General features: G+C 68.4%; 20 protein-coding genes and 1 pseudogene. 10 read left to right on the plus strand and 11 right to left on the minus strand.

Going from position 1 to position 22,693, the window contains the following annotated elements; genetic code table 11:
• The first annotated feature begins 37 nt into the window (after positions 1-37).
• The 3 genes from purT (at position 38) to EPN51_RS25120 (ending at position 3,036) form a co-directional block, all read left to right on the plus strand.
• A complete protein-coding gene (purT, locus tag EPN51_RS25110; protein WP_293048226.1) occupies positions 38-1,243 on the plus strand; it encodes a formate-dependent phosphoribosylglycinamide formyltransferase in 1,206 nt (401 codons plus the stop codon).
• Positions 1,244-1,361: 118 nt separating this feature from the next.
• On the plus strand, positions 1,362-1,802 hold the full coding sequence (locus tag EPN51_RS25115; RefSeq protein WP_293048229.1) for a rhodanese-like domain-containing protein: 441 nt from the start codon (positions 1,362-1,364) through the stop codon (positions 1,800-1,802).
• 7 nt (positions 1,803-1,809) lie between these two features.
• Positions 1,810-3,036, plus strand: a complete 1,227-nt coding sequence (locus EPN51_RS25120) for an O-succinylhomoserine sulfhydrylase (protein WP_293048231.1) — start codon at positions 1,810-1,812, stop codon at positions 3,034-3,036.
• A gap of 16 nt (positions 3,037-3,052) precedes the next feature.
• On the opposite strand, the gene EPN51_RS25125 is transcribed toward EPN51_RS25120, so the two are convergent.
• The 6 genes from EPN51_RS25125 to EPN51_RS25150 form a co-directional block, all read right to left on the minus strand.
• The gene (locus EPN51_RS25125; protein ID WP_293048234.1) at positions 3,053-4,447 is read right to left on the minus strand and encodes an NAD(P)/FAD-dependent oxidoreductase; all 1,395 of its coding nucleotides are present in this window, start codon (positions 4,445-4,447) and stop codon (positions 3,053-3,055) included.
• Positions 4,448-5,294: 847 nt separating this feature from the next.
• Complete coding sequence (locus tag EPN51_RS25130) at positions 5,295-5,903, minus strand: hypothetical protein (RefSeq protein WP_293048325.1); 609 nt, start codon at positions 5,901-5,903, stop codon at positions 5,295-5,297.
• Between the two features lie 35 nt (positions 5,904-5,938).
• Positions 5,939-6,610, minus strand: coding sequence for a TetR/AcrR family transcriptional regulator (locus EPN51_RS25135; protein ID WP_293048236.1), 672 nt, complete (start codon positions 6,608-6,610; stop codon positions 5,939-5,941).
• A gap of 9 nt (positions 6,611-6,619) precedes the next feature.
• Positions 6,620-7,765 (minus strand): acyl-CoA dehydrogenase family protein, encoded by a 1,146-nt coding sequence (locus EPN51_RS25140; protein WP_293048238.1) that lies wholly within the window; start codon positions 7,763-7,765, stop codon positions 6,620-6,622.
• Complete coding sequence (locus tag EPN51_RS25145; protein ID WP_293048240.1) at positions 7,765-8,949, minus strand: acyl-CoA dehydrogenase; 1,185 nt, start codon at positions 8,947-8,949, stop codon at positions 7,765-7,767. Before EPN51_RS25145 ends, EPN51_RS25140 begins: the two co-directional genes overlap by 1 nt.
• 27 nt (positions 8,950-8,976) lie before the next feature.
• Complete coding sequence (locus tag EPN51_RS25150; protein WP_293048242.1) at positions 8,977-9,723, minus strand: SDR family oxidoreductase; 747 nt, start codon at positions 9,721-9,723, stop codon at positions 8,977-8,979.
• 70 nt (positions 9,724-9,793) lie between these two features.
• Here EPN51_RS25150 and EPN51_RS25155 point away from each other — a divergent pair, with 70 nt between their 5' ends.
• Genes EPN51_RS25155 through EPN51_RS25165 form a run of 3 tightly spaced genes read left to right on the plus strand, consistent with a single transcriptional unit; the run spans position 9,794 to position 11,574 of the window.
• Positions 9,794-10,165 (plus strand): DUF3054 domain-containing protein, encoded by a 372-nt coding sequence (locus EPN51_RS25155; RefSeq protein ID WP_293048245.1) that lies wholly within the window; start codon positions 9,794-9,796, stop codon positions 10,163-10,165.
• A 7-nt stretch (positions 10,166-10,172) separates the two neighbouring features.
• Positions 10,173-11,051, plus strand: coding sequence for a class I SAM-dependent methyltransferase (locus EPN51_RS25160; protein ID WP_293048248.1), 879 nt, complete (start codon positions 10,173-10,175; stop codon positions 11,049-11,051).
• Between the two features lie 7 nt (positions 11,052-11,058).
• Positions 11,059-11,574 (plus strand): GNAT family N-acetyltransferase, encoded by a 516-nt coding sequence (locus EPN51_RS25165; RefSeq protein ID WP_293048251.1) that lies wholly within the window; start codon positions 11,059-11,061, stop codon positions 11,572-11,574.
• Here the strand turns inward: EPN51_RS25165 and EPN51_RS25170 are convergent.
• Entirely contained in the window at positions 11,568-11,903 is a 336-nt protein-coding gene (locus EPN51_RS25170) for a YnfA family protein (protein ID WP_293048255.1), read from the minus strand. The two genes, EPN51_RS25165 and EPN51_RS25170, sit on opposite strands and share 7 nt — an antisense overlap.
• A gap of 13 nt (positions 11,904-11,916) precedes the next feature.
• On the minus strand, positions 11,917-12,663 hold the full coding sequence (locus EPN51_RS25175; RefSeq protein ID WP_293048258.1) for an MBL fold metallo-hydrolase: 747 nt from the start codon (positions 12,661-12,663) through the stop codon (positions 11,917-11,919).
• Positions 12,664-12,871: 208 nt separating this feature from the next.
• Here EPN51_RS25175 and fgd point away from each other — a divergent pair, with 208 nt between their 5' ends.
• The 4 genes and pseudogenes from fgd to EPN51_RS25195 all read left to right on the plus strand — a co-directional run.
• Positions 12,872-13,882 (plus strand): glucose-6-phosphate dehydrogenase (coenzyme-F420), encoded by a 1,011-nt coding sequence (fgd, locus tag EPN51_RS25180; protein WP_293048260.1) that lies wholly within the window; start codon positions 12,872-12,874, stop codon positions 13,880-13,882.
• Between the two features lie 11 nt (positions 13,883-13,893).
• Positions 13,894-16,026 (plus strand): phosphate acetyltransferase, encoded by a 2,133-nt coding sequence (pta, locus tag EPN51_RS25185; protein WP_293048262.1) that lies wholly within the window; start codon positions 13,894-13,896, stop codon positions 16,024-16,026.
• Entirely contained in the window at positions 16,016-17,176 is a 1,161-nt protein-coding gene (locus EPN51_RS25190) for an acetate kinase (RefSeq protein ID WP_293048264.1), read from the plus strand. The genes pta and EPN51_RS25190 overlap by 11 nt, the downstream gene beginning before the upstream one ends.
• 603 nt (positions 17,177-17,779) lie before the next feature.
• Positions 17,780-17,881: pseudogene (locus EPN51_RS25195) on the plus strand (hypothetical protein); the annotation flags it as partial.
• A gap of 125 nt (positions 17,882-18,006) precedes the next feature.
• Here EPN51_RS25195 and EPN51_RS25200 read toward each other — a convergent pair.
• The 3 genes from EPN51_RS25200 to glnX are packed head-to-tail and all read right to left on the minus strand — an operon-like array spanning position 18,007 to position 22,582.
• Positions 18,007-20,286 carry a serine/threonine-protein kinase PknG gene (locus EPN51_RS25200; RefSeq protein WP_293048267.1) on the minus strand — a complete coding sequence of 760 codons (2,280 nt, stop codon included), beginning with the start codon at positions 20,284-20,286 and terminating at the stop codon, positions 18,007-18,009.
• Entirely contained in the window at positions 20,286-21,263 is a 978-nt protein-coding gene (locus EPN51_RS25205) for a glutamate ABC transporter substrate-binding protein (protein WP_293048270.1), read from the minus strand. Before EPN51_RS25205 ends, EPN51_RS25200 begins: the two co-directional genes overlap by 1 nt.
• A complete protein-coding gene (glnX, locus tag EPN51_RS25210; RefSeq protein WP_293048272.1) occupies positions 21,263-22,582 on the minus strand; it encodes a protein kinase G-activating protein GlnX in 1,320 nt (439 codons plus the stop codon). Before glnX ends, EPN51_RS25205 begins: the two co-directional genes overlap by 1 nt.
• Positions 22,583-22,693: the final 111 nt, after the last annotated feature.

The raw sequence follows: 22,693 nt of genomic DNA on the forward strand, positions 1-22,693 counted from the left end.
AGCCCTAGCGCCCTGAGAACCGACCTATCCTTGAGCCGTGGCTGACGGCGTGATCGACGGACGGGACAACGAAACGACGGCGCTCGTGGTGTCCCGGCAGGTTCCCGCCGACGGCCGCCCGTCGGTGCTGCTGCTGGGTTCCGGCGAGATCAGCCGCGAGCTGGCGATCGCCCTGGGGCGCCTCGGGGCCCGGGTGATCGCCGCCGACCAGCACCCCCACGCGCCCGCGCACGGGGTGGCCGACCAGGCGCTGGTGTTCGACATGACCGACGCCGATGAGCTGTCGAAGGCGATTGGGCGGCTGCAGCCCCACTTCGTCGTGGTCGCGACCGACGCGGTCGCCGGCCAAGCGCTCGAGTCCCGCTACGGCGGTGGCACCGAGCTGGTGCCCAGCGCGCGCGCCGTGCGGCTCACCGCCGACCGCGAGGGGCTGCGCCGGCTGGCCGCCGACCAGCTGGGGCTTCCCACCGCGCCGTTCTGGTTCGTCGGATCGCTGGCCGAACTCGAGGCGGTCGGGGCGCATGCCGGGTACCCGTTGCTGGTCAAGCCGGTGGCCGGGCCGGCCGGGCAGCGGGGATCGGTGGTGGCGCGCCGTGCGGACATCGAGCCCGCCTGGCATCGTGCGGTGGGTGCCCAGCCCGCTCCCCGGGTACTGGCCGAAACCGTGGTCGAGGTCGAGGTCTACGTGACCCTGCTGGCGGTGTGCAGCGCAGGCCCGGCGGGTCCGGTGATCGAATTCTGCTCACCTATCGGACACCGCGGATCCGGCGGGCAGGTGCTGGAATCGTGGCAACCCCAGAAGATGAGTGCGGCCGCGACCGACGCCGCGCGGTCGATCGCCGCGCGGATCGTCAAGGCGCTGGGCGGGCGCGGCGTCTTCGGGGTCGAGTTGATGATCAACGGCGACGAGGTGTATTTCGCCGATGTCACGTCGCGCCCGGCCGACAGCGCCTGGGTGACCCTGCGCAGCCAGCGGCTGTCGGCGTTCGAACTGCAGGCCCGCACCATCTTGGGCCTGCCGGTGGACACCCTCATGGTTTCGCCGGCCGCCGCCCGCGCGATAGGCCCGGCCGATTCCTATGACCCCGCCGCGTTGGTCGGCGCGTTGAGCGTGCCCGAAAGCGACCTGCGCGTATCCGGGCGCGGGTTTCGGGCGCTGGCGACCGCGCCGGAGGTGACGGCCGCGCGCGAGCGGGCGGGCCGGGCCGCCGAAAGACTGGCCGCCCCGGCCTCGCGCGACTGAGCCCCGAGATGTGGGCGGCGACGGCCTCGATACGATCGCAGGTCAGGTATCGCCGCGGGCAGGGGGCAATCTCGCCGGGGTGGCTGACGATGCGTACGAGAGGCGAAGGAATACGAGCATGAGCACAGAGCGCGGACAGTCCTACGCGGGCGACATCTCGCCCCTGGACGCATGGAAGTTGCTCAGCGACAATCCGAACGCCGTGCTGGTCGACGTGCGTACCGACGCCGAATGGCGATTCGTCGGGGTGCCCGATCTGTCCAGCCTCGGCCGCGATGTGTTGTTCCTGGAGTGGAATTCGGCCGACGGACGGCCCAACGCGGATTTCGCCGACCAGCTGCGCGAGCAGGTGGCGCCGGCCCAGGCCGACGCGGACCGCCCGGTGCTGTTCCTGTGTCGCTCCGGATTCCGCTCCATCGGCGCCGCCGGGGTGGCAACCGAGCTGGGCATCACCCCGGCGTACAACATCCTGGACGGCTTCGAAGGCCAGCTCGATGCCGACGGTCACCGCGGCGAGTCGGGGTGGCGGGCGATCGGATTGCCGTGGAAGCAAGGTTGATCCGGGCATGACCCCCGCCGACGACCGCTCGGTCCGCACGCCCGCACCGCTGCCCGAAGGTGTCGGCCAGGCGACCATCGGCGTGCGCGGTGGACTGCTGCGTTCGGGGTTCGACGAGACCGCCGAGGCGCTGTATCTGACGTCCGGCTATGTCTACGAGTCCGCCGCGGTGGCCGAGAAGTCGTTCACCGGTGAGGTGGACCACTTCGTCTACTCGCGGTACGGCAACCCGACCGTGACGATGTTCGAGGAGCGGTTGCGTCTGCTCGAAGGAGCGCCGGCGGCGTTCGCCACCGCGAGCGGCATGGCGGCGGTGTTCACCTCGCTCGGTGCGCTGCTGGGCGCGGGGGACCGGTTGGTCGCGTCGCGCAGCTTGTTCGGATCGTGTTTCGTGGTGTGCAACGAGATCCTGCCGCGCTGGGGTGTCGAAACCGTCTTCGTCGACGGCGACGACCTGTCCCAATGGGAGGCGGCGTTGTCGGTGCCCGCCACGGCGGTGTTCTTCGAGACGCCGTCGAATCCGATGCAGTCGCTGGTGGACATTGCCGCGGTGACCGAGCTTGCGCACGCCGCGGGTGCAAAGGTGGTGTTGGACAACGTTTTTGCCACACCACTGCTGCAGCAGGGCATTCCGCTCGGTGTCGACGTGGTGGTGTACTCGGGCACCAAGCACATCGACGGCCAGGGCCGCGTGCTGGGCGGGGCCATTCTCGGCGGCAAGGAGTACATCGACGGCCCGGTGCAGAAGTTGATGCGGCACACCGGCCCGGCGATGAGCGCGTTCAACGCCTGGGTGTTGCTGAAAGGCCTGGAGACGATGGCCATCCGGGTCGATCACAGCAATGCCTCGGCGTACCGGATCGCCGAATTCCTCGAGACGCATCCGGCGGTGGGTTGGGTCCGCTACCCCTATCTGTCATCGCACCCGCAATACGACCTGGCCAAGCGCCAGATGTCGGGCGGCGGAACGGTGATCACCTTCGCGCTCGACTGCCCGGAAAGTGCGGCGAAGCAGCGGGCTTTCGAGGTGCTGGACAAGTTGACGCTGATCGACATCTCCAACAACCTCGGCGACGCCAAATCCCTTGTCACACACCCCGCGACGACAACTCACCGGGCGATGGGCCCGGAGGGCCGCGCGGCGATCGGGCTCGGTGACGGCGTGGTCCGCATCTCCGTCGGCCTGGAGGGCGCCGAAGACCTGATCGCCGACATCGATCGGGCCCTGGGCTGATCGCGTTTCCGGCGCGTCAGCCGGCCGCCTTCTGCTCGGCCGCCTCGGCGCGTTCGGCCGCCGCGAGCGTGCCTTCCGCCGCCTGCTGCTCCATCCAGTTCACCAGCGGCCGGGCGTAGATCATCTGGCTGGTGATGGCCATCTGGCCGCGGGTGCGGCCCAGGAACGAGATCCCCCAGGCGAACAGGGCGGCGAGTCGGTTCCGGTGGCCGATGAGGTAGTACAGGTGCAGCAACAGCCACGCCAGCCAGGCCAAGAAGCCGGCGAACTCCACCTTGCCGACCTGCGCGACGGCGCTGTAGCGGGAGATGAGCGCCATGCTGCCCTTGTTCACGTATCTGAACGGCTTGCGGTCGGCGGGATCGTCCTGGCCCTTGACCGCGTGCTTGATGACGGCGGCCGCGTATTTCGCCCCCTGGATCGCACCCTGCGCCATCCCGGGGACACCGGGAACCGACATCAGGTCACCGACGACGAAGACGTACGGGTGACCCTTGACCGTGAGGTCGGGCTCGACGACCACCCTTCCGGCGCGGTCGGTTTCGGTTCCGTCGGACTGCTCGGCGACCATCGCGCCCAGCGAGCTGGCCTGCACGCCCGCCGCCCACACCTTGCACGCGCATTCGATGCGGCGCACGGTGCCGTCCTTCTCCTTGATCGCGATGCCCATGTAGTCGACCGCGGTCACCATCGCGTTGAGCTGGACCTCGACCCCCATCTTCTCCAGCCGCCGTTGCGCCTTGAGACCCAGCTTGGCACCCATCGGCGGCAACACCGCCGGCGCCGCGTCGAGCAGGATGACGCGGCATTCGCTGGGGGTGATCGTCCGAAACGCGCCGGCCAGGGTGCGCTCGGCCAGCTGGACGATCTCGCCGGCCAGCTCGACTCCGGTGGGCCCGGCCCCGACCACCACGAAGGTCAGGCGGCGTTTCCGCTCGACCGGGTCGGTCGCGACCTCGGCCGCCTCGAACGCGCCGAGGATGCGGCCGCGCAGCTCCAGGGCGTCGTCGATGCTCTTCATCCCGGGCGCGAAGGCCGCGTACTCGTTGTGGCCGAAGTAGGACTGCTTTGCGCCGGCGGCCACGATCAGGCTGTCGTAGGGCGTCACCGTGTCCATGCCCATCAGGTGGGAATTGACCGTCTTGGCGGTGAGGTCGATGGCGGAGACGTCCCCCCACAACACGCGGACGTTCTTCTGCCGGCGCAGGACGAGCCTGGTGGTCGGCGCGATGTCCCCCTCGGACAGAATGCCCGTGGCCACCTGATAGAGGAGCGGCTGAAAAAGGTGGGTGGTCGTTTTCGAGATCACGGTGACGTCGATTTGACTTCCTCTGGGCGCACGTTTGAGTGCCTTGGCCGCAGTCAGTCCGCCGAAACCGCTTCCGATGATGACGACACGATGGCGCGACATGCCTCCACCGTACGGCGCCATCCCCGCGAAAGGCGAGGCCGACGGGAAGACCGATGCACCGCGCGCCAAGGCCACCAGCAGCAGCGGGAGCCTCGCGAAACGAAAGCGTTTGCGACTAAACGGGTCTCGGTAATACCGGTTCGCCGAGGCACGTGACGGACCGCACAGTCGACGGGTCGGACGGACACCCCGAATGACCTGTGCGGTAAAGGATCCCGACCGGAGCCAGGGCGGGTGCCGGGGGCATGCCCTGGCTCCAGCCGGTTACCCTTTGGTCTTCGCTGCGCGAAGCTTGGTGTGAGTGAAAAGCCCCGAATTGAGCTCGCAGGCTCGTTCGGTTACTGCTATCCGGTGCAGGTCAAACCGGGTCCACAATCGATAACGAGCGGAACCGTGCAAGCCGAGGTCATTGGAGCTGCGAAAGCGAGCACCACGGCGAGGACGATTTTGCCAGTACGACGTGACATTAGAACCCCCTTCGTCTGGGAGACGATTATTCTGATGCCCGATGACGGGAAGTTTACGTCGTCAATGATTCGTAGATAAGCGATTTCGCAAACATCGCGCGTCGATTCGTCAAACGGATGACCAAGGAACCCAGGCTCGATGCCGCCGCCCCGGCCGCGAAAGGAATTCAGCAAAATCGCGTGGCGGGATGAATTGGAATTACCCTGCGGGGGGACCATGCCGCGGCTATATTGGAACGCTATTTACCCGATGCTCACCGGCGCCGGTGCGCAAATTGGATATGAATTCAAATAGGTCCCGGACTCGCGCCGCCGGCCGTGCCGCGAAACCATCGGGATGGCAATCGGTCTCAGCGACGGGCGAGAGGTGGGCGGCTCGGTTAGAACGGCCACCCGCTGGCGTCGCCCTTGTACTTGGCGTTGAGATCGCCGCAGAAGTCGGCGGCGGTGCCGGCGAGCAAGATGTAATAGGTCTCGCCGCGGCGGCTTTCGTAGGACGTCGGCGTGGTCCAGCCGTTGTTGCACATCGCGGTTTCGCCGCCGGCCGCCGCTCTTCGCCAATTGGTCTTCACGCACGCGACCAGGCTGTCGAGGTTCGGCGTGGCGCTCTTGGCCGCGGCCAGCATCGCTCCTCCCCACTGTCCGTCGTTGCGCCGATAGGCGCGCGCACCGAATCCCGCCCCCGATCCGGAGTTGTCGGTCTGGCATGTCAACGCCCGGCGCAGCAGCGCGAAGGGTGCCGCGAGTTGCTGGCCGGTGGCGCCCGCCGCGGCCGCGATGAATTGCGCCGCGTCCGAGCCGTCGACCTCCTGCACGACGTTGGGATTGCCGAAGCTGAAGAGCTGCTGGGCGATTCCCTGCGCGGCCGCGGAGCCCCCGCCGATGATCGGTCCGCTGCCGCTGGACGTCATCGGGGGCAGCCCCGCGGCCGGATCGGCGCCCGCCGGCGCCAGACCGGCGGCAGCCCCCAGCACCAACAGCGCGATCATGGCGCGGACCCGGCGCACAGCAACTCCCATGCCCCTCATTTCAGCACGTGTGCGTAGTCGGCGCGGCGTTCGTCGACAATCAACCCGCCCAGCACGTGGCGGGTCTGCAGCGCGATGTATTGGTCGACGGTGTAGATCGGCCCGAAGTGCCAATGCTTCAGCGCCCAGCCATGCGCGAGCAGCATGATGTCGAACACGGTGAGGTCGACATCGACCCGGCGGAAGACGCCCTGGGCGATGCCGGCTTCGAGCACCGCGCGCAGCGGTGCGGCGGTGGCGATTTCGAGGTCCTTGATCTGGGTGCGCCCCGGCGCGCCGAGGGTTCGGCTCTCCCGATACGTCAGTACCACGCCGTCGAGGTTCTCGTCGACGATCTGGATATAGCGGCGGACCCCCGCGGCCAACTGGTCGACCACGTCATCGCCGGCGGCGTCGATGACCGGCGCCAGCTGATCGCGGAACACGTCGAGGATGCGCACGATCGTGGCGAGCAGCAGGTCCTCCTTGCCGCCGAAGTATTTGTACAGCAGGCCGACGCTGACCTCGGCCTCGGTGGCCAGGTCCTGCATGGACATCTGGTGAAATCCGGTCCTGCCCATGGCTTTGACCGCGGCATCGAGCACCTGGCGGCGCCGCGAGCTGATGCGGGCCGCGCGCACGGCCTCGTCGGCCGGAAGACCGCTGTAGTCGGCGATATCGGTGGCCATCGGCTGCCTCTAGATACCCAGGTCCTTGGCGATGATCGTCTTCATGATCTCGTTGGTGCCGCCGTAGATGGTTTGGATGCGGGCGTCGACGAACGCGCGCGCCACGCTGTACTCGCGCATGTAGCCGTACCCGCCGTGCAACTGCAGGCAGCGGTCGGCGGTGCGCACCTGTAGGTCGGTGGTCCACCATTTCAGCCGGGCTGCCCGCGCGGCGGTCAGTTCACCCTGGAGGTGCTGGGCCAGGCAGTCGTCGAGATACGTTCGGGCGATGTCGATTTCGGTCGCCAGTTCGGCGAGCACGAATTGACTGTGCTGGAAGCCGGCGATGGGTGACCCGAAGGCCTTGCGATCACGGACGTAGTCGAGGGTTCCGGCCAGGATCGCTTCGGCGGCGGCCACCGCCCCCACGCCGAGCGCGAGCCGCTCCTGGGCCAGGTTTTTCATCAACTGGTAGAAGCCCCTGCCCTCGGATTCGAGCAGGTTCCCTTTCGGCACCCGCATGTCGGTGAAGGTCAGCTCGCTGGTGTCCTGGGCGTGCAGGCCGATCTTCTCCAGGTTGCGGCCGCGGGAAAAGCCCGGGGTGCCGGAGTCGACCACCAGAAGTGACAGGCCCTGATGCCGATCCGGCGAGGTGCGCACCGCGACGACGAACAGGTCCCCGACCTGACCGTTGGAGATGAACGTCTTGGCGCCGTTGACGACGTAGTCGTCGCCGTCCCGCACCGCCGTCGTGCGGATCCCGGCCAGATCGCTGCCGGTGCCGGGCTCGGTCATCGCGATGCCGAGCACCGTCTCGCCGGTGACCACGCCGGGCAGCCAGCGCTGCTGCTGCTCGGGCGTCGTCAAATCGGTGAGATAGGGCAACACCACGTCGTTTTGCAGCGTGAAGGCGATGGCCTCTGCGGCCGCCCCTGCCCGCTGCAACTCGTCGATCACGATCGCGTTGTAGCGGAAGTCGCCCACGCCGGGGCCGCCGAGACGTTCGGGCACCGAAAAGCCCAGCAGCCCGAGCTTGCCCGCCTCGATGAACAGCGAGCGGTCCCACTGGCCGCCCCGTTCCCAGTCCTCGTGGTTGGGCACGACCGTCTGCTGTACGAAATCCCTTACCAGTTGCCGGAACTGGTGGTGCTCTGGCGTGTAGGACAGGCCGCTCATCAGCGGAAGGCGTCGCTGCCGGTGAACGCCTGGCCGAGGACCAGCTGATGCATCTCCGGTGTGCCCTCATAGGTCAGCACCGATTCCAGGTTGACCATGTGCCGGATCACCGGGTATTCCAGCGATATTCCGTTGCCGCCCAGGATCGTTCGGGCGGTCCGGCAGATCTCGATCGCCTCACGGGTGTTGTTGAGCTTGCCGAAGCTGACCTGCTCGGGACGCAGCCCCACGCTGTCCTTGAGGCGGCCGAGGTGCAGCGACAGCAGCTGTCCCTTGTGCAGCTCGACCGCCATGTCGACGAGTTTGGCCTGGGTCAACTGGAATCCGGCGATCGGGCGGCCGAACTGGGTGCGCTGCGTGGCGTAATCGAGGGCGGCCTGCCAGGCCGAGCGCGCCGCTCCCATGGAGCCCCAGATGATGCCGTAGCGGGCCTCGGACAGGCAGGACAGCGGCCCCCGCAACCCCTTGGCCTCGGGCAGCATCGCCTCGGCGGGCAGCCGCACATCGTCGAGCAAAAGCTCGCTGGTGATCGAGGCCCGCAGCGACAGCTTGTGGTGAATGGTGTTGGCGGTGAAGCCCGGGGCGCGGGCGGGGACCAGAAAGCCCCGAATCCCGTCGTCGGTGTTGGCCCATACGACCGCGACGTCGGCGACCGAACCGTTGGTGATCCACAACTTGCGTCCGGTGAGCACCCAATCCGAACCATCCCGTCGCGCACGGGTTTTCATCGCGGCGGGATCGGATCCGGCGTCGGGTTCGGTCAGCCCGAAGCAGCCGAGCAGTTCGCCGGTGGCCATACCCGGCAGCCATTCCTGTTTTTGCCCCTCGGATCCGAAGTTCCAGATCGCGAACATCGCCAGCGAGCCCTGCACCGAGACCATCGACCGAAGGCCGGAGTCGGCGGCCTCGAGCTCCACGCAGGCCAGCCCGTAGTGCACGGCGGAGGCCCCGCCGCAGCCGTACCCGTCCAGGTGCATGCCGAGCAGGCCGAGCTTGCCGAACCCCTTGGCGAGTTCGCGGACCGGAAGGTCGCCGATCTCGAACCACTCCGCGACGTGGGGAAGGACGTGCTCGGCACAGAACTCCCGGACGGTGTCGCGCACCGCGAGCTCGTCGTCGGACAGCGACGCGTCCAGCCCCAGGGGGTCGTAGCGGTCGAAGGGGGGTGGTGTCCGGGTACTCATGGAAGTCAGCCTGCCACTAGCCGGCCCTCAACCGGCCATCGTCAGCCCGCCGCTGACGCTGATCACCTGTCCGGTGATGAACTCCGCGGCGTCGGACGCGAAGAACAGCACCGGCGCGGCGACCTCCTCGGGCCGGGCCAGCCGGCGAAACGGGATCGCCTTGACCAGCGCTTCTTTCAGTTTCTCGGGTTGCGCGTGAAACAGCGGTGTGTCGGTCGGCCCCGGGCACACGCAGTTCACCGTGATCTGGTGCCGCGCCATCTCGCGGGCCAGCGACTTGGTCAGGGCGATCACCCCGCCCTTGGCGCCCGCGTAGATGCTCTCGCCCGCGCTGCCGACGCGGCCGGCATCGCTGGCCAGGTTGACCACGCGTCCGCCGCCGTGCGTTTCGATCATCCCCGGCAGGAACGCCGAGCAGACATGCACCGGCCCCAGGTAGTTGATGGCGACCACCTTCTGCGCGAATTCCGCTGTGGCATTGAGGAATTGGTCGGTGCGGTCCCATCCGGCGGCGTTGACGACGATGTTGGGCACCCCGAGGTCGGCGTGGATCCGATCCCGCAGCGCGCCGACCTGCGCCGGGTCGGCCACGTCCACCGGCAGCGCGGTGATCAGGTGCGGATGTTCGCCGGCGGTGGCCGAGGCCGCCGCCTCGTCGAGATCGGCGGCGACGACACGGTCACCCCGCGCCGCGAGCCCGAGCGCGATCGCCCTGCCGATGCCTGACCCGGCGCCGGTCACCACCGCGAGGCCGCCTTGTGAATGGGTATTCATCGCTGACGAATCTAGGTTCACCGTGGCCGCCGGGTCAAGGATCGACGGCGCTGCCCGGTAGTCTCGCTGCATGCTTAGGCTCCAGTGGCTGGGCTGGCTCGCCGTGGACGTCATCGGTGTGCTGGTGTTCTGCGCCCTCGGGCGCCGCAGCCACGACGAAGGCCTGGGCGCCACCGGCATCGCGGCGACGGCATGGCCCTTTCTCACCGGCACCGCCATCGGGTGGCTGGCCGTACGCGGCTGGCGGCGGCCCACCGCCGTGGCCCCCACCGGGGTCGTCGTCTGGCTATCCACGGTGGTTGTCGGCATGGCGCTGCGCAAGGCGACCTCCGCGGGCGTGGCCGCCAGTTTCGTCGGGGTGGCGGCGACGGTCACCGCGCTGTTGTTGCTGGGCTGGCGAGTGGGCGTCGGGCTGACCCTGCGGCGCCGCTCCGACGTCTGAGCGGACCATGGCACCGACGGCCGACGTGGAGGTGACCGCGACTTTCGGCGCCGCCGCGCGAGCGGTGGCCACCGACAAGGGGCTGTTGAACGATCCGTTCGCCGAGCCGTTGCTGTGCGCCGTCGGGATCGACTACCTCACCCGGGCGATCAAGGACCACGTGTTCGCGGACGACGGTGACGACCCGGCGATGGCGGCGCTGATGGATGCGCTGGCGGCGCATACCCGTTTTGTGGACGAATTCCTTGCCGACGCGGGCCGGGCGGGTATTCGCCAGGTGGTGATCCTGGCCTCGGGTCTGGACACCCGGGCGTACCGGCTGTGGTGGCCGCGCGGGACGACGGTCTACGAGATCGATCGGCCGCAGGTGCTCGATTTCAAGTCCGACGTGCTCCGCGGGCTCGACGCCACCTTGGCCACCAACCGGTGTGCAGTCGGCGTCGACCTGCGCCACGATTGGCCGGCGGCGTTGCGGCGGGTGGGTTTTGACGCCGCGCAGCCCACCGTGTGGGTGGCCGAGCAGTTGCTCGTCGGGTATCTGCCGCCCGACGAGCAGAACCGCCTGCTGCGCGGGGTCACCGCGGCGAGCGCCCCGGGCAGCAGGCTGGTCGCCGATCACATGCCCACCTGGAATCCGCTGCAGCTGGGGGCCGAGCGCTCCTTTGTGGACGGCTGGCGGCGGCGCGGCCTCGACATCGACCTGGCCAGCCTGACGTACCCGGGCGAATACCATTATGTCCCTGAGTATTTGACGACCCACGGCTGGGAGACGCTGGGGCGCAATATCGCCGACTTGCTTGGCGCCATGGGGCTGGGCCGGCGGCGGCGCACCGGGCCCGGCGACGCGGAGTTCATCCCGGAATACGTCACCGCGACACGCGTTTGAGTTTTCGATGACGCCGGAACCCATCCCACCGCACGGCCGGCTGCGGTTCGTGTCGGCCACCCACGATGACCCGCTGGCACAACCGCTGCTGGCCGAGTTGGCCGTCGAGTACGCGCAGCGATACGGCGGCACCCCGAGCACGCACCTGACCTGGTTGCCCGTGCCCGAGGCCGAGTTGGCGCCGCCGGACGGCGGATTGCTGATCGGCGTGGTGGGCGGCGTGCCCGTGACCGGCGGTGCGTTTCGCCGCTATGACACCCAGACCGCCGAACTCAAACGGATCTGGACCGACGGCGCCCACCGGCGCCGCGGGTACGCGCGCGCGTTGCTGGCCGCGCTGGAGGCCGAGACGGTGGCGCGGGGGTATCGGCGGCTCTACCTGATCACCGGCAACAGGCAGCCCGAGGCCGAGGCGCTCTACGACGCGACGGGCTACACCCGGGTGGCTCCCGACCCGCTGCCGTCCTGGGGACCGTTCATCCCGATCGCCTTCGAGAAGTGGCTGGTTCCGGACGGTCAGTGAGGTCGTGGCCCATACATGATCACCGCCACCCCGAGCAGGCAGATCGCCGCTCCGACGACGTCCCAGCGATCGGGGCGAAACCCGTCGACGCCCATGCCCCACAGCAACGAGCCGGCGACGAAGATTCCCCCGTACGCGGCCAGGATCCGGCCGAAGTGGGCATCGGGCTGCAACGTGGCAACGAAGCCGTAGGCGCCAAGCGCGATCACACCCAAGCCGACCCACATCGAGCCACGATGTTCCCGCACGCCCTGCCACACCAACCAGGCCCCACCGATCTCGAACAGGGCGGCCAGCGCGAACAAAGCGATCGATTTGGCAACCGTCACAACACTTCTCCGGTCACTGGGCCAGCGAGATGGCCCGGGCCGTCGCTTCCCGGATCGGGCCGCGCCACACGTCGCCGTGGCCCGGCACCAGGATCTCGGTGTCGAGCAGCGCCAACGCGTCCAGGCTGCGCAGCGAATTCTGCTGGCTGTGGCTGAACACCTCCGGCAGCAGCTGTGGCCCGCCGTGCTTCAGCAGGGGGTGCCCGGTGATCAGTGCGTCGCCGCTGACCAAGGCGCCGTCGACCACATACGAGCAGTGCCCGCTGGTGTGCCCGGGGGTGAAAACGGCCATCGGGTGACCGGGCAGCGCGGCGGCCACGTCGGCGGTCAGCGGCCGGGTCGACGCTATGCCGTCGCGGATCAGGCCGCCGCTGCGCAGCACGTGCAGCCCCCACGCCGCCCAGCGGGGCCGCCAAATACGCAGGGCGACATCGAGAACCGAGGCCTGCTCGAGGTACTCGCGCTTGGCGTGATCGACCTCTTCGGCGTGGCAGTACACGTCGGTGCCGTATTCGTCGGCGAACCAGATCGCCGAGCCGAGGTGGTCGATGTGGGCGTGTGTCAGCAGGATGGCGCGCACGTCGCGGGCGCCGTAGCCCAGCTGTCGCAGCGACGTCAGCACGTCGGCGCGGTCCCCGGGATATCCGGCGTCGATCAGCAGCACGCCGGTGCCGTCGACGACCAGCGTCCAGTTAACGGCCTCTCCCCGGGCGAGGTACACCGTGTCGGTCACTTGAACGAGAGCCGGCGCCGATCCCATGCCCGCGAGTGTAGAAGCGATCGCAAGCGCGGCGGAGCCGGGCGCGGCGGGTCGCGCGGGTGTGTGTAGAAGCGATCGCGAGCGCGGCGGAGCCGGGCGCGGCGGGTCGCGCGGGTGTGTGTAGAAGCGATCGCGAGCGCGGCGGAGCCGGGCGCGGCGGGTCGAGCGCGCATGTGTACAGGAGCGGGCCGAGGAGTAGAAAGAACGGGTGGCTGAACTGAAACTCGGATACAAAGCGTCCGCTGAACAATTTGCACCGCGCGAGCTCGTCGAGCTTGCTGTCGCCGCCGAAGGTCACGGCATGGACAGCGCAACCGTCAGTGACCATTTCCAGCCGTGGCGACACGAGGGCGGACACGCGCCGTTCTCACTGGCCTGGATGACCGCCGTCGGCGAACGGACCGACCGCCTCCTGCTGGGCACCTCGGTGCTCACCCCGACCTTTCGCTACAACCCCGCCGTCATCGCGCAGGCGTTCGCCACCATGGCCTGCCTGTACCCCAACCGCGTCTTCCTCGGAGTCGGCACCGGCGAGGCGCTGAACGAGATCGCGACCGGATACCAGGGCGAGTGGCCGGAGTTCAAGGAGCGGTTCGCCCGGCTGCGCGAATCGGTGCGATTGATGCGCGAGCTGTGGCGCGGCGACCGCGTCGACTTCGACGGCGACTACTACCGGCTCAAGGGCGCCTCGATCTACGACGTGCCCGAGGGCGGGGTCCCGATCTATGTCGCCGCCGGCGGCCCTGCGGTGGCCAAGTACGCGGGACGGGCCGGCGACGGGTTCATCTGCACGTCCGGCAAGGGCGAGGAGCTCTACCAGGACAAGCTGATGCCGGCGGTGCGGGAGGGCGCCGCGGCCGCCGACCGCAACGTCGACGACATCGACAAGATGATCGAGATCAAGATCTCGTATGACCCCGATCCCGAGCTGGCGCTGGAGAACACCCGGTTCTGGGCGCCGCTGTCGCTGACCGCCGAGCAGAAGCACAGCATCGACGACCCGATCGAAATGGAGAAGGCCGCCGACGCGCTGCCGATCGAGCAGGTCGCCAAGCGCTGGATCGTGGCGTCGGATCCCGACGAGGCGGTGGAGAAGGTCGGCCAGTACGTGCGGTGGGGCCTCAACCACCTGGTGTTCCACGCGCCCGGTCACGACCAGCGCCGGTTCCTGGACCTCTTCGAGAAGGACCTGGCGCCGCGGCTGCGGCGGCTGGCCTGAGGGGCGGGCGAGTGGTCTCGGGTCCGGTGAGAGCGATCTACATCGCCGCGCCCGAGCCGGAGACCGGAAAGTCGACGATCGCGCTGGGCCTGCTGCACCGGCTGACCGCGACGGTCGCCAAAGTCGGTGTGTTCCGGCCCATTACGCGGGCCGACCGCCGCGGGTCGCCGCAGGATCCGGGCGAGGGCCGCGACTACATCCTGGAACTGCTGCTGTCCCGCACCACCGCGGGTCTGTCCTACGAGCAATGCGTCGGTGTCACCTACCAGCAGCTGCACGCGGACGGTGACGCGGCGATCGCCACCATCGTCGACGCCTACCACGGGGTGGCCGAGGTGTGCGACGTCGTGGTGATCGTCGGCAGCGACTACTCCGAACTGGGACAGGCGACCCGGCCCGTGGAGCTTTCCACCAACGCGCGCATCGCGGTCAACCTCGGTGCGCCGCTGCTGTTGACGGTCAGCGGCGAGGGGCGGACCGCCGCGGAGGTGGCCGATGTCGTCAAGGTCTGCCTGGCCGAGCTGGACGCCCAGCACGCCCACACCGCGGCGGTGGTGGCCAACCGCTGCGCGCCGGACGGGCTGGCGGCGATCCGAAAAGAGTTGGACGAGGCGCTGGGCGCGTCGTCCTTGCGCAGCTACGTGCTGCCCGACGAACCGCTGTTGTCGGCGCCGACGGTGGCCGAGCTCCAGGAGGCGGTGAGCGGGACGCCGGTCAGCGGCGAGGAGTCCCTGCGCGAGCGCGAGGTCACCGGCGTGATGGTCGCGGGGATGACCGCCGACCACGTCCTGGAACGGCTGCGCGACGGCATGGCGGTCATCACCGCCGGCGACCGGTCGGACGTGGTGCTCGCCGTCGCCAGCGCCCATGCCGCGGAGGGCTTTCCGTCACTGTCGTGCATCGTCCTCAACGGCGGCTTCGAGCTGCATCCGTCCATCGCGGCCCTGGTCGCCGGGCTGCGGCTGCGGTTGCCCATCATCGCCACCGCGCTGGGCACCTACGACACCGCCAGCGCGGCCGCCGCGGCCCGGGGCAGGGTGACGGCGAGCTCGCAGCGCAAGATCGACACCGCGCTGGAGCTGATGGACAGCCACGTCGATATCACCGAACTGCTGGCGCAGCTTGCCATTCCGATTCCCACCGTGACCACGCCGCAGATGTTCATACATCAGCTGACGCTGCAGGCGCGTTCGGATCGCAAGCAAGTCGTGCTGCCGGAAGGCGACGACGACCGTATCCTGCGGTCCGCCGGGCGGGTGCTGCAGCGCCGTGTCGCCGACCTGACCATCCTGGGTGACGAAGCCCAAATCCGCCAGCGTTCAGGCGAACTCGGAGTGGATCTGGCCGACGTGAAGGTGATCGATCCGCGCACCAGCCGGTTGCGCGACGAGTTCGCCGACCAGTATGCCCAATTGCGCAAGGCGAAGGGCGTGACCGTCGAGCAGGCGCGCGAGGTCATGCGCGACGCGACGTATTTCGGCACCATGATGGTCTACAACGGCATGGTCGACGGCATGGTATCCGGTGCCACGCACACCACGGCGCACACCGTTCGGCCCGCATTCGAGATCATCAAGACGGTCCCGGACGTCTCCACGGTGTCCAGCATCTTCCTGATGTGCCTGCCGGATCGTGTCCTGGCCTACGGCGACTGCGCGATCATCCCGAACCCGACACCGGAGCAGCTGGCCGACATCGCGATCTCCTCGGCGCGCACCGCCGCACAGTTCGGCATCGAGCCGCGGGTCGCGATGCTGTCCTATTCGACCGGCGACTCCGGTACCGGTGCCGACGTCGACAAGGTAAGGACGGCCACGCAATTGGTGCGAGAGCGCAACCCCGGCCTTCCGGTCGACGGTCCCATCCAGTACGACGCCGCGATCGAACCGTCGGTCGCGGCCACCAAGCTGCACGACTCGCCGGTGGCCGGACGCGCCACGGTGCTGATCTTTCCCGACCTCAACACCGGTAACAACACCTACAAGGCGGTGCAGCGCAGTGCCGGTGCGCTCGCCATCGGCCCCGTGCTGCAAGGCCTGCGCAAGCCGGTGAACGACCTGTCGAGGGGTGCGTTGGTCGAAGACATCGTGAACACCGTTGCCATCACCGCGATTCAGGCGCAGGGCGGCCGTGATGGGAAGTAGCGGCGCGCGCCTGGTGCTGGTGATCAACTCCGGCTCGTCGTCGCTGAAGTTTCAAGTGGTCGATCCCGATTCGGGCGCGGCCCGGTCGACGGGGATCGTGGAGCGGATCGGGGAGGCGGCGTCTCCGGTTCCCGACTATGACGCCGCGCTGCGCCGTGCGTTCGACACGTTGGCCGACGACGGCATCGACCTGAAGACATGCGGCGTTATCGCGGTGGGTCATCGAGTGGTGCACGGCGGCAACACCTTCCATGAGCCCACGCTGCTGGACGACGCGGTGGTCGCCAGGCTCGACGAACTGTCGGAGTTGGCGCCGCTGCACAATCCGCCCGCGCTCAAGGGAATCGAGGTCGCGCGAAAGCTGCTGCCCGACCTGCCGCATATCGCGGTGTTCGACACCGGCTTCTTCCACGACCTGCCGCCCGCGGCGGCGACCTACGCCATCGACCGCGAACTGGCGCGGCGGCATCAGATCCGCCGGTACGGCTTCCACGGCACGTCGCACCGCTACGTCAGCGAGCGGGCCGCCGCATTCCTGGACCGGCCGCTTGGCGACCTGAAACAGATTGTGCTGCATCTGGGTAACGGTTGCTCCGCGTCGGCGATCGCCGGGACCCGGCCGATCGACACCTCGATGGGGTTGACTCCGCTGGAAGGGCTGGTGATGGGTACCCGCAGCGGTGACATCGATCCTGGTGTCGTCCGCTATCTGTGCCACACGGCCGAGATGGGCGTCGACGACGTCGAGACCATGCTCAACCACCGGTCCGGGATGTTGGGTCTGTCCGGCGAGCGTGACTTTCGCCGGCTGGCCACGATGATCGAATCCGGCGACGAGTCAGCGCAATTGGCCTATAGCGTGTTCACGCATCGGCTGCGCAAGTACATCGGCGCTTACCTGGCGGTGCTGGGGCACACCGACGTCATCAGCTTCACCGCCGGGATCGGGGAGAACGACGTGGCGGTGCGCCGTGACGCGGTCGCCGGCATGGAGGAGCTGGGCATCGTGCTGGACGAGCGCCGCAACCTCGCCGCGGGCAGGGATGCGCGCCGGATCTCCGCCGACGACTCACCGATCGCCGTGCTGGTGATCCCGACCAACGAGGAACTGGCCATCGCGCGCGACTGTGTGGACGTGTTGGCGTCATAGCCGATAACCCATCAGCCGGGGCCTTGTGCACAGATGCACTCGCGGATCGGGGTTTACGTGCGATGGTTCGCGGCGTGAGGCAAATGCCGTTCATCGGCAGTGAGGAGCTGGCGTCGGGAAGGCTGAGTCGCCACCAGCTGCGGGCCGCCTACGCCGACGTTATTCCCGAACGTCTACGTGCCGGAGCATGCGGAGCTGTCGCTCGAATTGCGTATCCGCGCGGCCTGGCTGTGGTCGCGGCGGACGGCGATCATCGGGGGAGCGGCCGCGGCGGTGTTGCACGGCGCCGAATGGATCCCCGACAATGTCCCGGTCGAGCTGATACACACCAACACCCATCCCCCCGATGGTGTGCTGACGCGTCGGGAAACGCTGTGCGCCGACGAAACCGAGGTCCGCCACGGGCTCACCGTGACCACACCGGAGCGGACCGCCTTCGACATCGGCCGGCGGGGGGCTGTGCGCTCGGCCGTTGTGCGGCTGGACGCACTTGCTCGGGCAACGGGTTTCAAGGTCGATGACGTGCTGCGTGTCGCGGCGATGCACCCTCGCTCGCCCGGGCTGCGGCGATTGGAGGCCGCGCTCGACCTGCTTGAGGAGATGGGGTGGGTCGTCGTCCGGGTCGTTGCGGAGGACCACCCAGCCAGTATCATCCGCCGGGTGCGAAAGGCGCTGGCGAAATGGACTGTGAATCCACGGCTTTGAGTGTGAACGCACGGCTTTGAGTGTGAGCCCACGGCGGGGATTATCGGCGTGTCGTCGCCCAGTGTTCACACCGAAATCCCAGGGTTCACACTCCAAGCCCAGGACGCGCGAGGGCGCCTGCAATCTCAGAACGTGCTGGTGGGCCGTACCCGGTTGGCCATGTCCACCAACTCGTAGCGGTGCCGCTGGGTGGGGGCGACACGGGCCAGGCTGCGCAGCGACGCTTCGACGCCCAGCCGCAGCCCGTGTTCGGTGAACGGGAAGCCGAGAATGTGGTTGGTGCTGGCCTTGTTGTCGTCCAGCCAGTCCATCGCGCAGCCCAGCACCAGCGCGCGGATCTGCAGCACGCGGGGCTCGGTGGGCGGCAGCGCCTCCACCCGTCGCGCCGCGTCCCGGATGTCCTCTTCGCTGATCTCGCTCTTGGTCCGGCCGGACAACAGGGTCACCGCGCTCGTCAGGCGCGCGGTGGTGAAGTGGCGGGAGGTGGCCGGCACCTCGTCCAGCGTGCGCACCGCGGCGCCCCGATCGCCTCCCGCGGACAGCGATCTGGCCAACCCGAACGCCGCCGAGATCACGCCGTCGTTGGTCTTCCACACCGTCTCGTAGTGCTTGTGCACGTCGACGTCGCCGGCCAGCTCGGCGGTGGCGGCCAACGCCAGCTTGGGCGCCAGCTCACCCGGGAATGTATCCAGTACCTCAATGAAATGTGTTGTGGCAGAATCGTAATCGCCAATGAGAAGGTCGGCCACGGCCTTGTACCAGACCAGCCGCCATTGCCAGCCGACCCGCTCGGCCAGGTCCTCGAGCTTGCGGGTGGCCTTGGCCACGTCGCCGAGATCCAGCAGCGCGCGGACCTCCATCAGCGGCAGCTCGACCGACTCGGACACCTCGGCTCCGTCGGCGTCGAGCGTCCCGTGCCGGGCCGCGCGCAACGAGTCCAGGGTCTGCACCGGCTGCGATAACACCGTCGCCTGCAGCACCGAGGCGGCGACGTCGGCCGGATCGACCAGCGGCACTTGCAGTGCGGTCACGATTTCGCGGGCCGTCAGCTTCTCCGAATGGACCTGGCCGTCCAGGTACACGTCGGTGTGCGCGACCAGCAGGTCCACCCCGAAGGTCGAGCGGCTGGGGCTGAAGATGGTCGACAGCCCGGGCCGCGGCACCCCGCTGTCGTGGGCCACCACCTCGCGCAGCACACCGATCAATTGCGCGGACATCTCCTCGGTGCTGGCGAACCGACGTCGCGGGTCGGGATCGGCGGCGCGGCGCAGCAGCCGGTGGAAGGAGTCGTAGGTGGCCAGCACCGGGTCGTGCTCGGGCAGCCCGTCGGCGTAGCGGCCGTTGCGGGTGCGCAGGTTGAGCGTGAGCGCCGCCAGCGTGCGACCCACCGTGTAGATGTCGGTGGCGACCGTCGGCCCCGTCCGCACGATCTCCGGCGCCTGGAAACCCGGTGTGCCATAAAGGTATCCGAACGAATTGATCCGCGACACCGCACCAAGGTCGATCAGCTTGAGCTGGTCTTCGGTGAGCATGATGTTCTCCGGCTTCAGGTCGTTGTAGACCAGGCCGATGGAGTGCAGATAGCTCAGCGCGGGCAGGATTTCCAGCAGGTAGGCGATGGCCTCGGCGACGGGGAGTTTCTCACCCTTCCCATGGTTGAGCGGCTGCCCGCCGACGTACTCCATGACGATGTAGCCGACCGGATTCCCGCGCTGGTCCCTGTGCTCGACGAAGTTGAAGATCTGCACGATCTGCGGGTGGACCACCTCGGCCAAAAACTGCCGTTCGGCCATCGCGATCGCCTGCGCCTCGGCGTCGCCGGAGTGCACCAGGCCCTTGAGCACGACGGGGCGGCCGTTGACGTTGTGGTCGACGGCCAGGTACACCCAGCCCAGTCCGCCGTGCGCGATGCAGCCCTTCACCTCGTATTGGTGGGCGATGATGTCCCCGGGATTGAGTTGCGGCAGAAACGAATACGGGCTGCCGCAGGCCGGGCACCAACCCTCCGAGGTGCCCTTCTCCTTCTTGCTGGACCGGCCCACCGGCTTCCCGCAGTTCCAGCAGAAGCGCTTGGACTCGGGGACCACGGGGTTGATCATCAGCGCTTCGCGCGGGTCGATGTCGCGTCCCCGCGGAATCTCGACCAGCCCACCGCCGAGCTGCCTGACCGGCGGCAGCGCGCGCGTCGCGACCGTCATGCGGTCGGGGGTGTCGGTGTCCAGGGCGCCCAGCGGAAAGTCGTCGTCGTCATCGTCGAAGTCGGGCCGGAACAGCGCCTGCGTGGCCTGCAGCCGCCCCGTCGAGGCGCCGCCGGCGACCTCCGCCGGCTGGGTGCCCGGGTTCACGTCTGCCACGTCTTCCGGCCCGGATTCCGGCTGCTCGGTTGGCTTATCCGGCTCGGCCATCAGTCCAGATACCTCGGGGTGGGCGGGGCCGGCGCGGGGCCCAGCACTGTCAACCACTTGCGGTACAACGTGTTCCACGTACCGTCCCGGCGGATCCGTTCCAGGGTTCCGTTGACGAACCGCACCAGGCCGGTGTTGTTCAGATTGACGCCGATGCCATAGGGCTGAGTGGCCATGTTGGGTCCGACGATGTGCAAGTAGGGATCCTCTTCGACCAGGCCGGCGAGGATGGAGTCGTCGGTGCTGACGGCATCGATGAGTCGCTGTTGTATCGCCACCAGGCAGTCGGCCCAGTTGACCACCGACACCACCACCGGGGGCGGGTCGATCTGCCGGATGCGGTGCAGCGAGGTGGTGCCCTTGGCCACGCAGACGCGTTTGCCGGACAGGTCGCTCACCTTGACGATCGGCGAGTCACGGGGGGCGAGGATGCGTTGATTGGCGTCGAGGTAGACGGTGGAGAAGTTCACCAGCTTGCGCCGGTCGCAGGTGATGGTCATGGTCTTGACCACGACGTCGACGTCGCCGCGCTGCAGCGCGGTGACCCGCTCGTCCGACGACAGGATCCGGTACTCGACGTGGGACGGGGCGCCGAAGATGTCGCGGGCGATCTCGCCGGCAAGGTCGACGTCGAAGCCGGTGATCTCGCCGGTGATCGGGTCGCGGAAGCTGAACAGGTTGCTGCCGATGTCGAGCCCGACGATCAGCCTGCCCCGCGCGCGGATGTCGGCGACCGCGGCCTCCGCCTCCGCCTTGGTTCCGAAGGGCCGCAGACTGGCCGTCAGATCGCAGTTCTGATCGGGGCCGTCGGGCGGCAGCGGCGGCTGCGGCGGCAACTGCTCCATGCCGACCGGTGTGGGCGGCGGCAACGTCGGGACGCTGGCCACGTGCAGCGTTTCCGTGTGCCCGCAGCCCGCCAGTACCACCACCGCGGCGGCCACGGTGCACGCCCGGCGGAGCAGCGGCAGGCGGATCATTATCGGTACTCTTTCAGCCGCGGCCACAGTCCCAGGGCCACCGCGATGGCGGCACCGAGGCTGAGCACGACGCCGCCCACCTGGGCGCCGGACAGGCCGCTGCGCGCGTTGATGACGTCGTTGCGCAGGTGGACGCGGCCCTGGTCCATGGCCTTGACCAACTCGTCTTCCAGCTTGTCGAACGCCGGGGTGGAATCTTGCTCGCTGCTGCCCAGCGCGACTTGGGTGGCGGCGCGATAGTTACCCACCGAGATGTACGAGCTGATCCGGTCGTTGGCCTGACGCCAGCGCAGCAGCAGCTGATCGGCGCCTTCCAGGTCCGGTTTGTCCACGGCATCGCTGCGGGACATGTACTGGTCGAGCAGGCGGTGCATCGAATCGATGCGCTGATAAAACGACTGCTTGCGCTGCTCTTCATCCCCGCGGCGGATCAGCGACAGCGTCTCGTCGGCGCGCGCCTGCTGGGCGGTGATCGCGACATTGGTGACGGTCTTGAGGGACTCCGCGGCGGTGTCCTTGGCGCTACGACTGGCCGTCGTAGAGATGGTTAGCGCAGTTCCGACCCACACCACCATGACGAGAATAGCGAGCGCACCCACGACCAGGCCCGGGTTGATCCGGCGCCGGGTGCGCCGGGCCAGCCAGCGATGGGAGAACGCGCCGAAGACCACCGTGGCGGCGACCACCAGGATGACCGGCGCCGGGATCTGGGTCGACGCGGTGGTTTCCACGTCCACCCGCTCCGACGTGGCCCGATAGAGCCGTGCCGCGTCGGGCAGGATCGTCGATTGCATCAGCCCCGACGCCTCCGACAGGTAGGACGACCCGACCGGGTTGCCCGCCCGGTTGTTCGTCCGTGCGGTTTCGATCAGGCCGGTGTAGACGGCGAGCTCGGCGTTGATCCGGCCCAGTAGCTGCACCATCGGCTCATCGGTGAGGCCGCTGGAGGACCTGGTCACGGCCACGGCCGCATCGGTGATGGCCTGCTCGTAGCGCTGCCGGACGGGCGGCGGTTCGGCTTCGGCGATGAACGCGGTGGCCGCCGCGGCGTCGGCTACCGACAGGGTGGTGTAGAGCCGCCCGGCCGCGAACGACAGCGGCTCGGTGTGGTTGAGCACCGTGGTGAGCACCTGTTGCCGGTGGTTGATGGTGGTCGAGGTGGCGAAGGCGCTCACCCCGCCGAGGGCCGCCAGGACGATGCCGATGGTCAGGATGCGGCCCGGCGTCGTCGAGATGAACCACCAGCGTGGATGAGCCGGTTCGGCCGGTGACCGCGATCCCTGCGGCTCGGTCGACGGGTGCGCCAGCTCAACCGTCACGTCTGATCAGCCCTCATCTCTATGGCCACTGGATTTCGCTGCACGGACCTCTATAAGCGAAGTCTAAGAGCATGTTCGGGTGGATGGGTGGAGGCGGACGCAATTGCCGAC

This window comes from Mycobacterium sp. (genome assembly GCF_004298145.1).
GTDB lineage: Bacteria > Actinomycetota > Actinomycetes > Mycobacteriales > Mycobacteriaceae > Mycobacterium.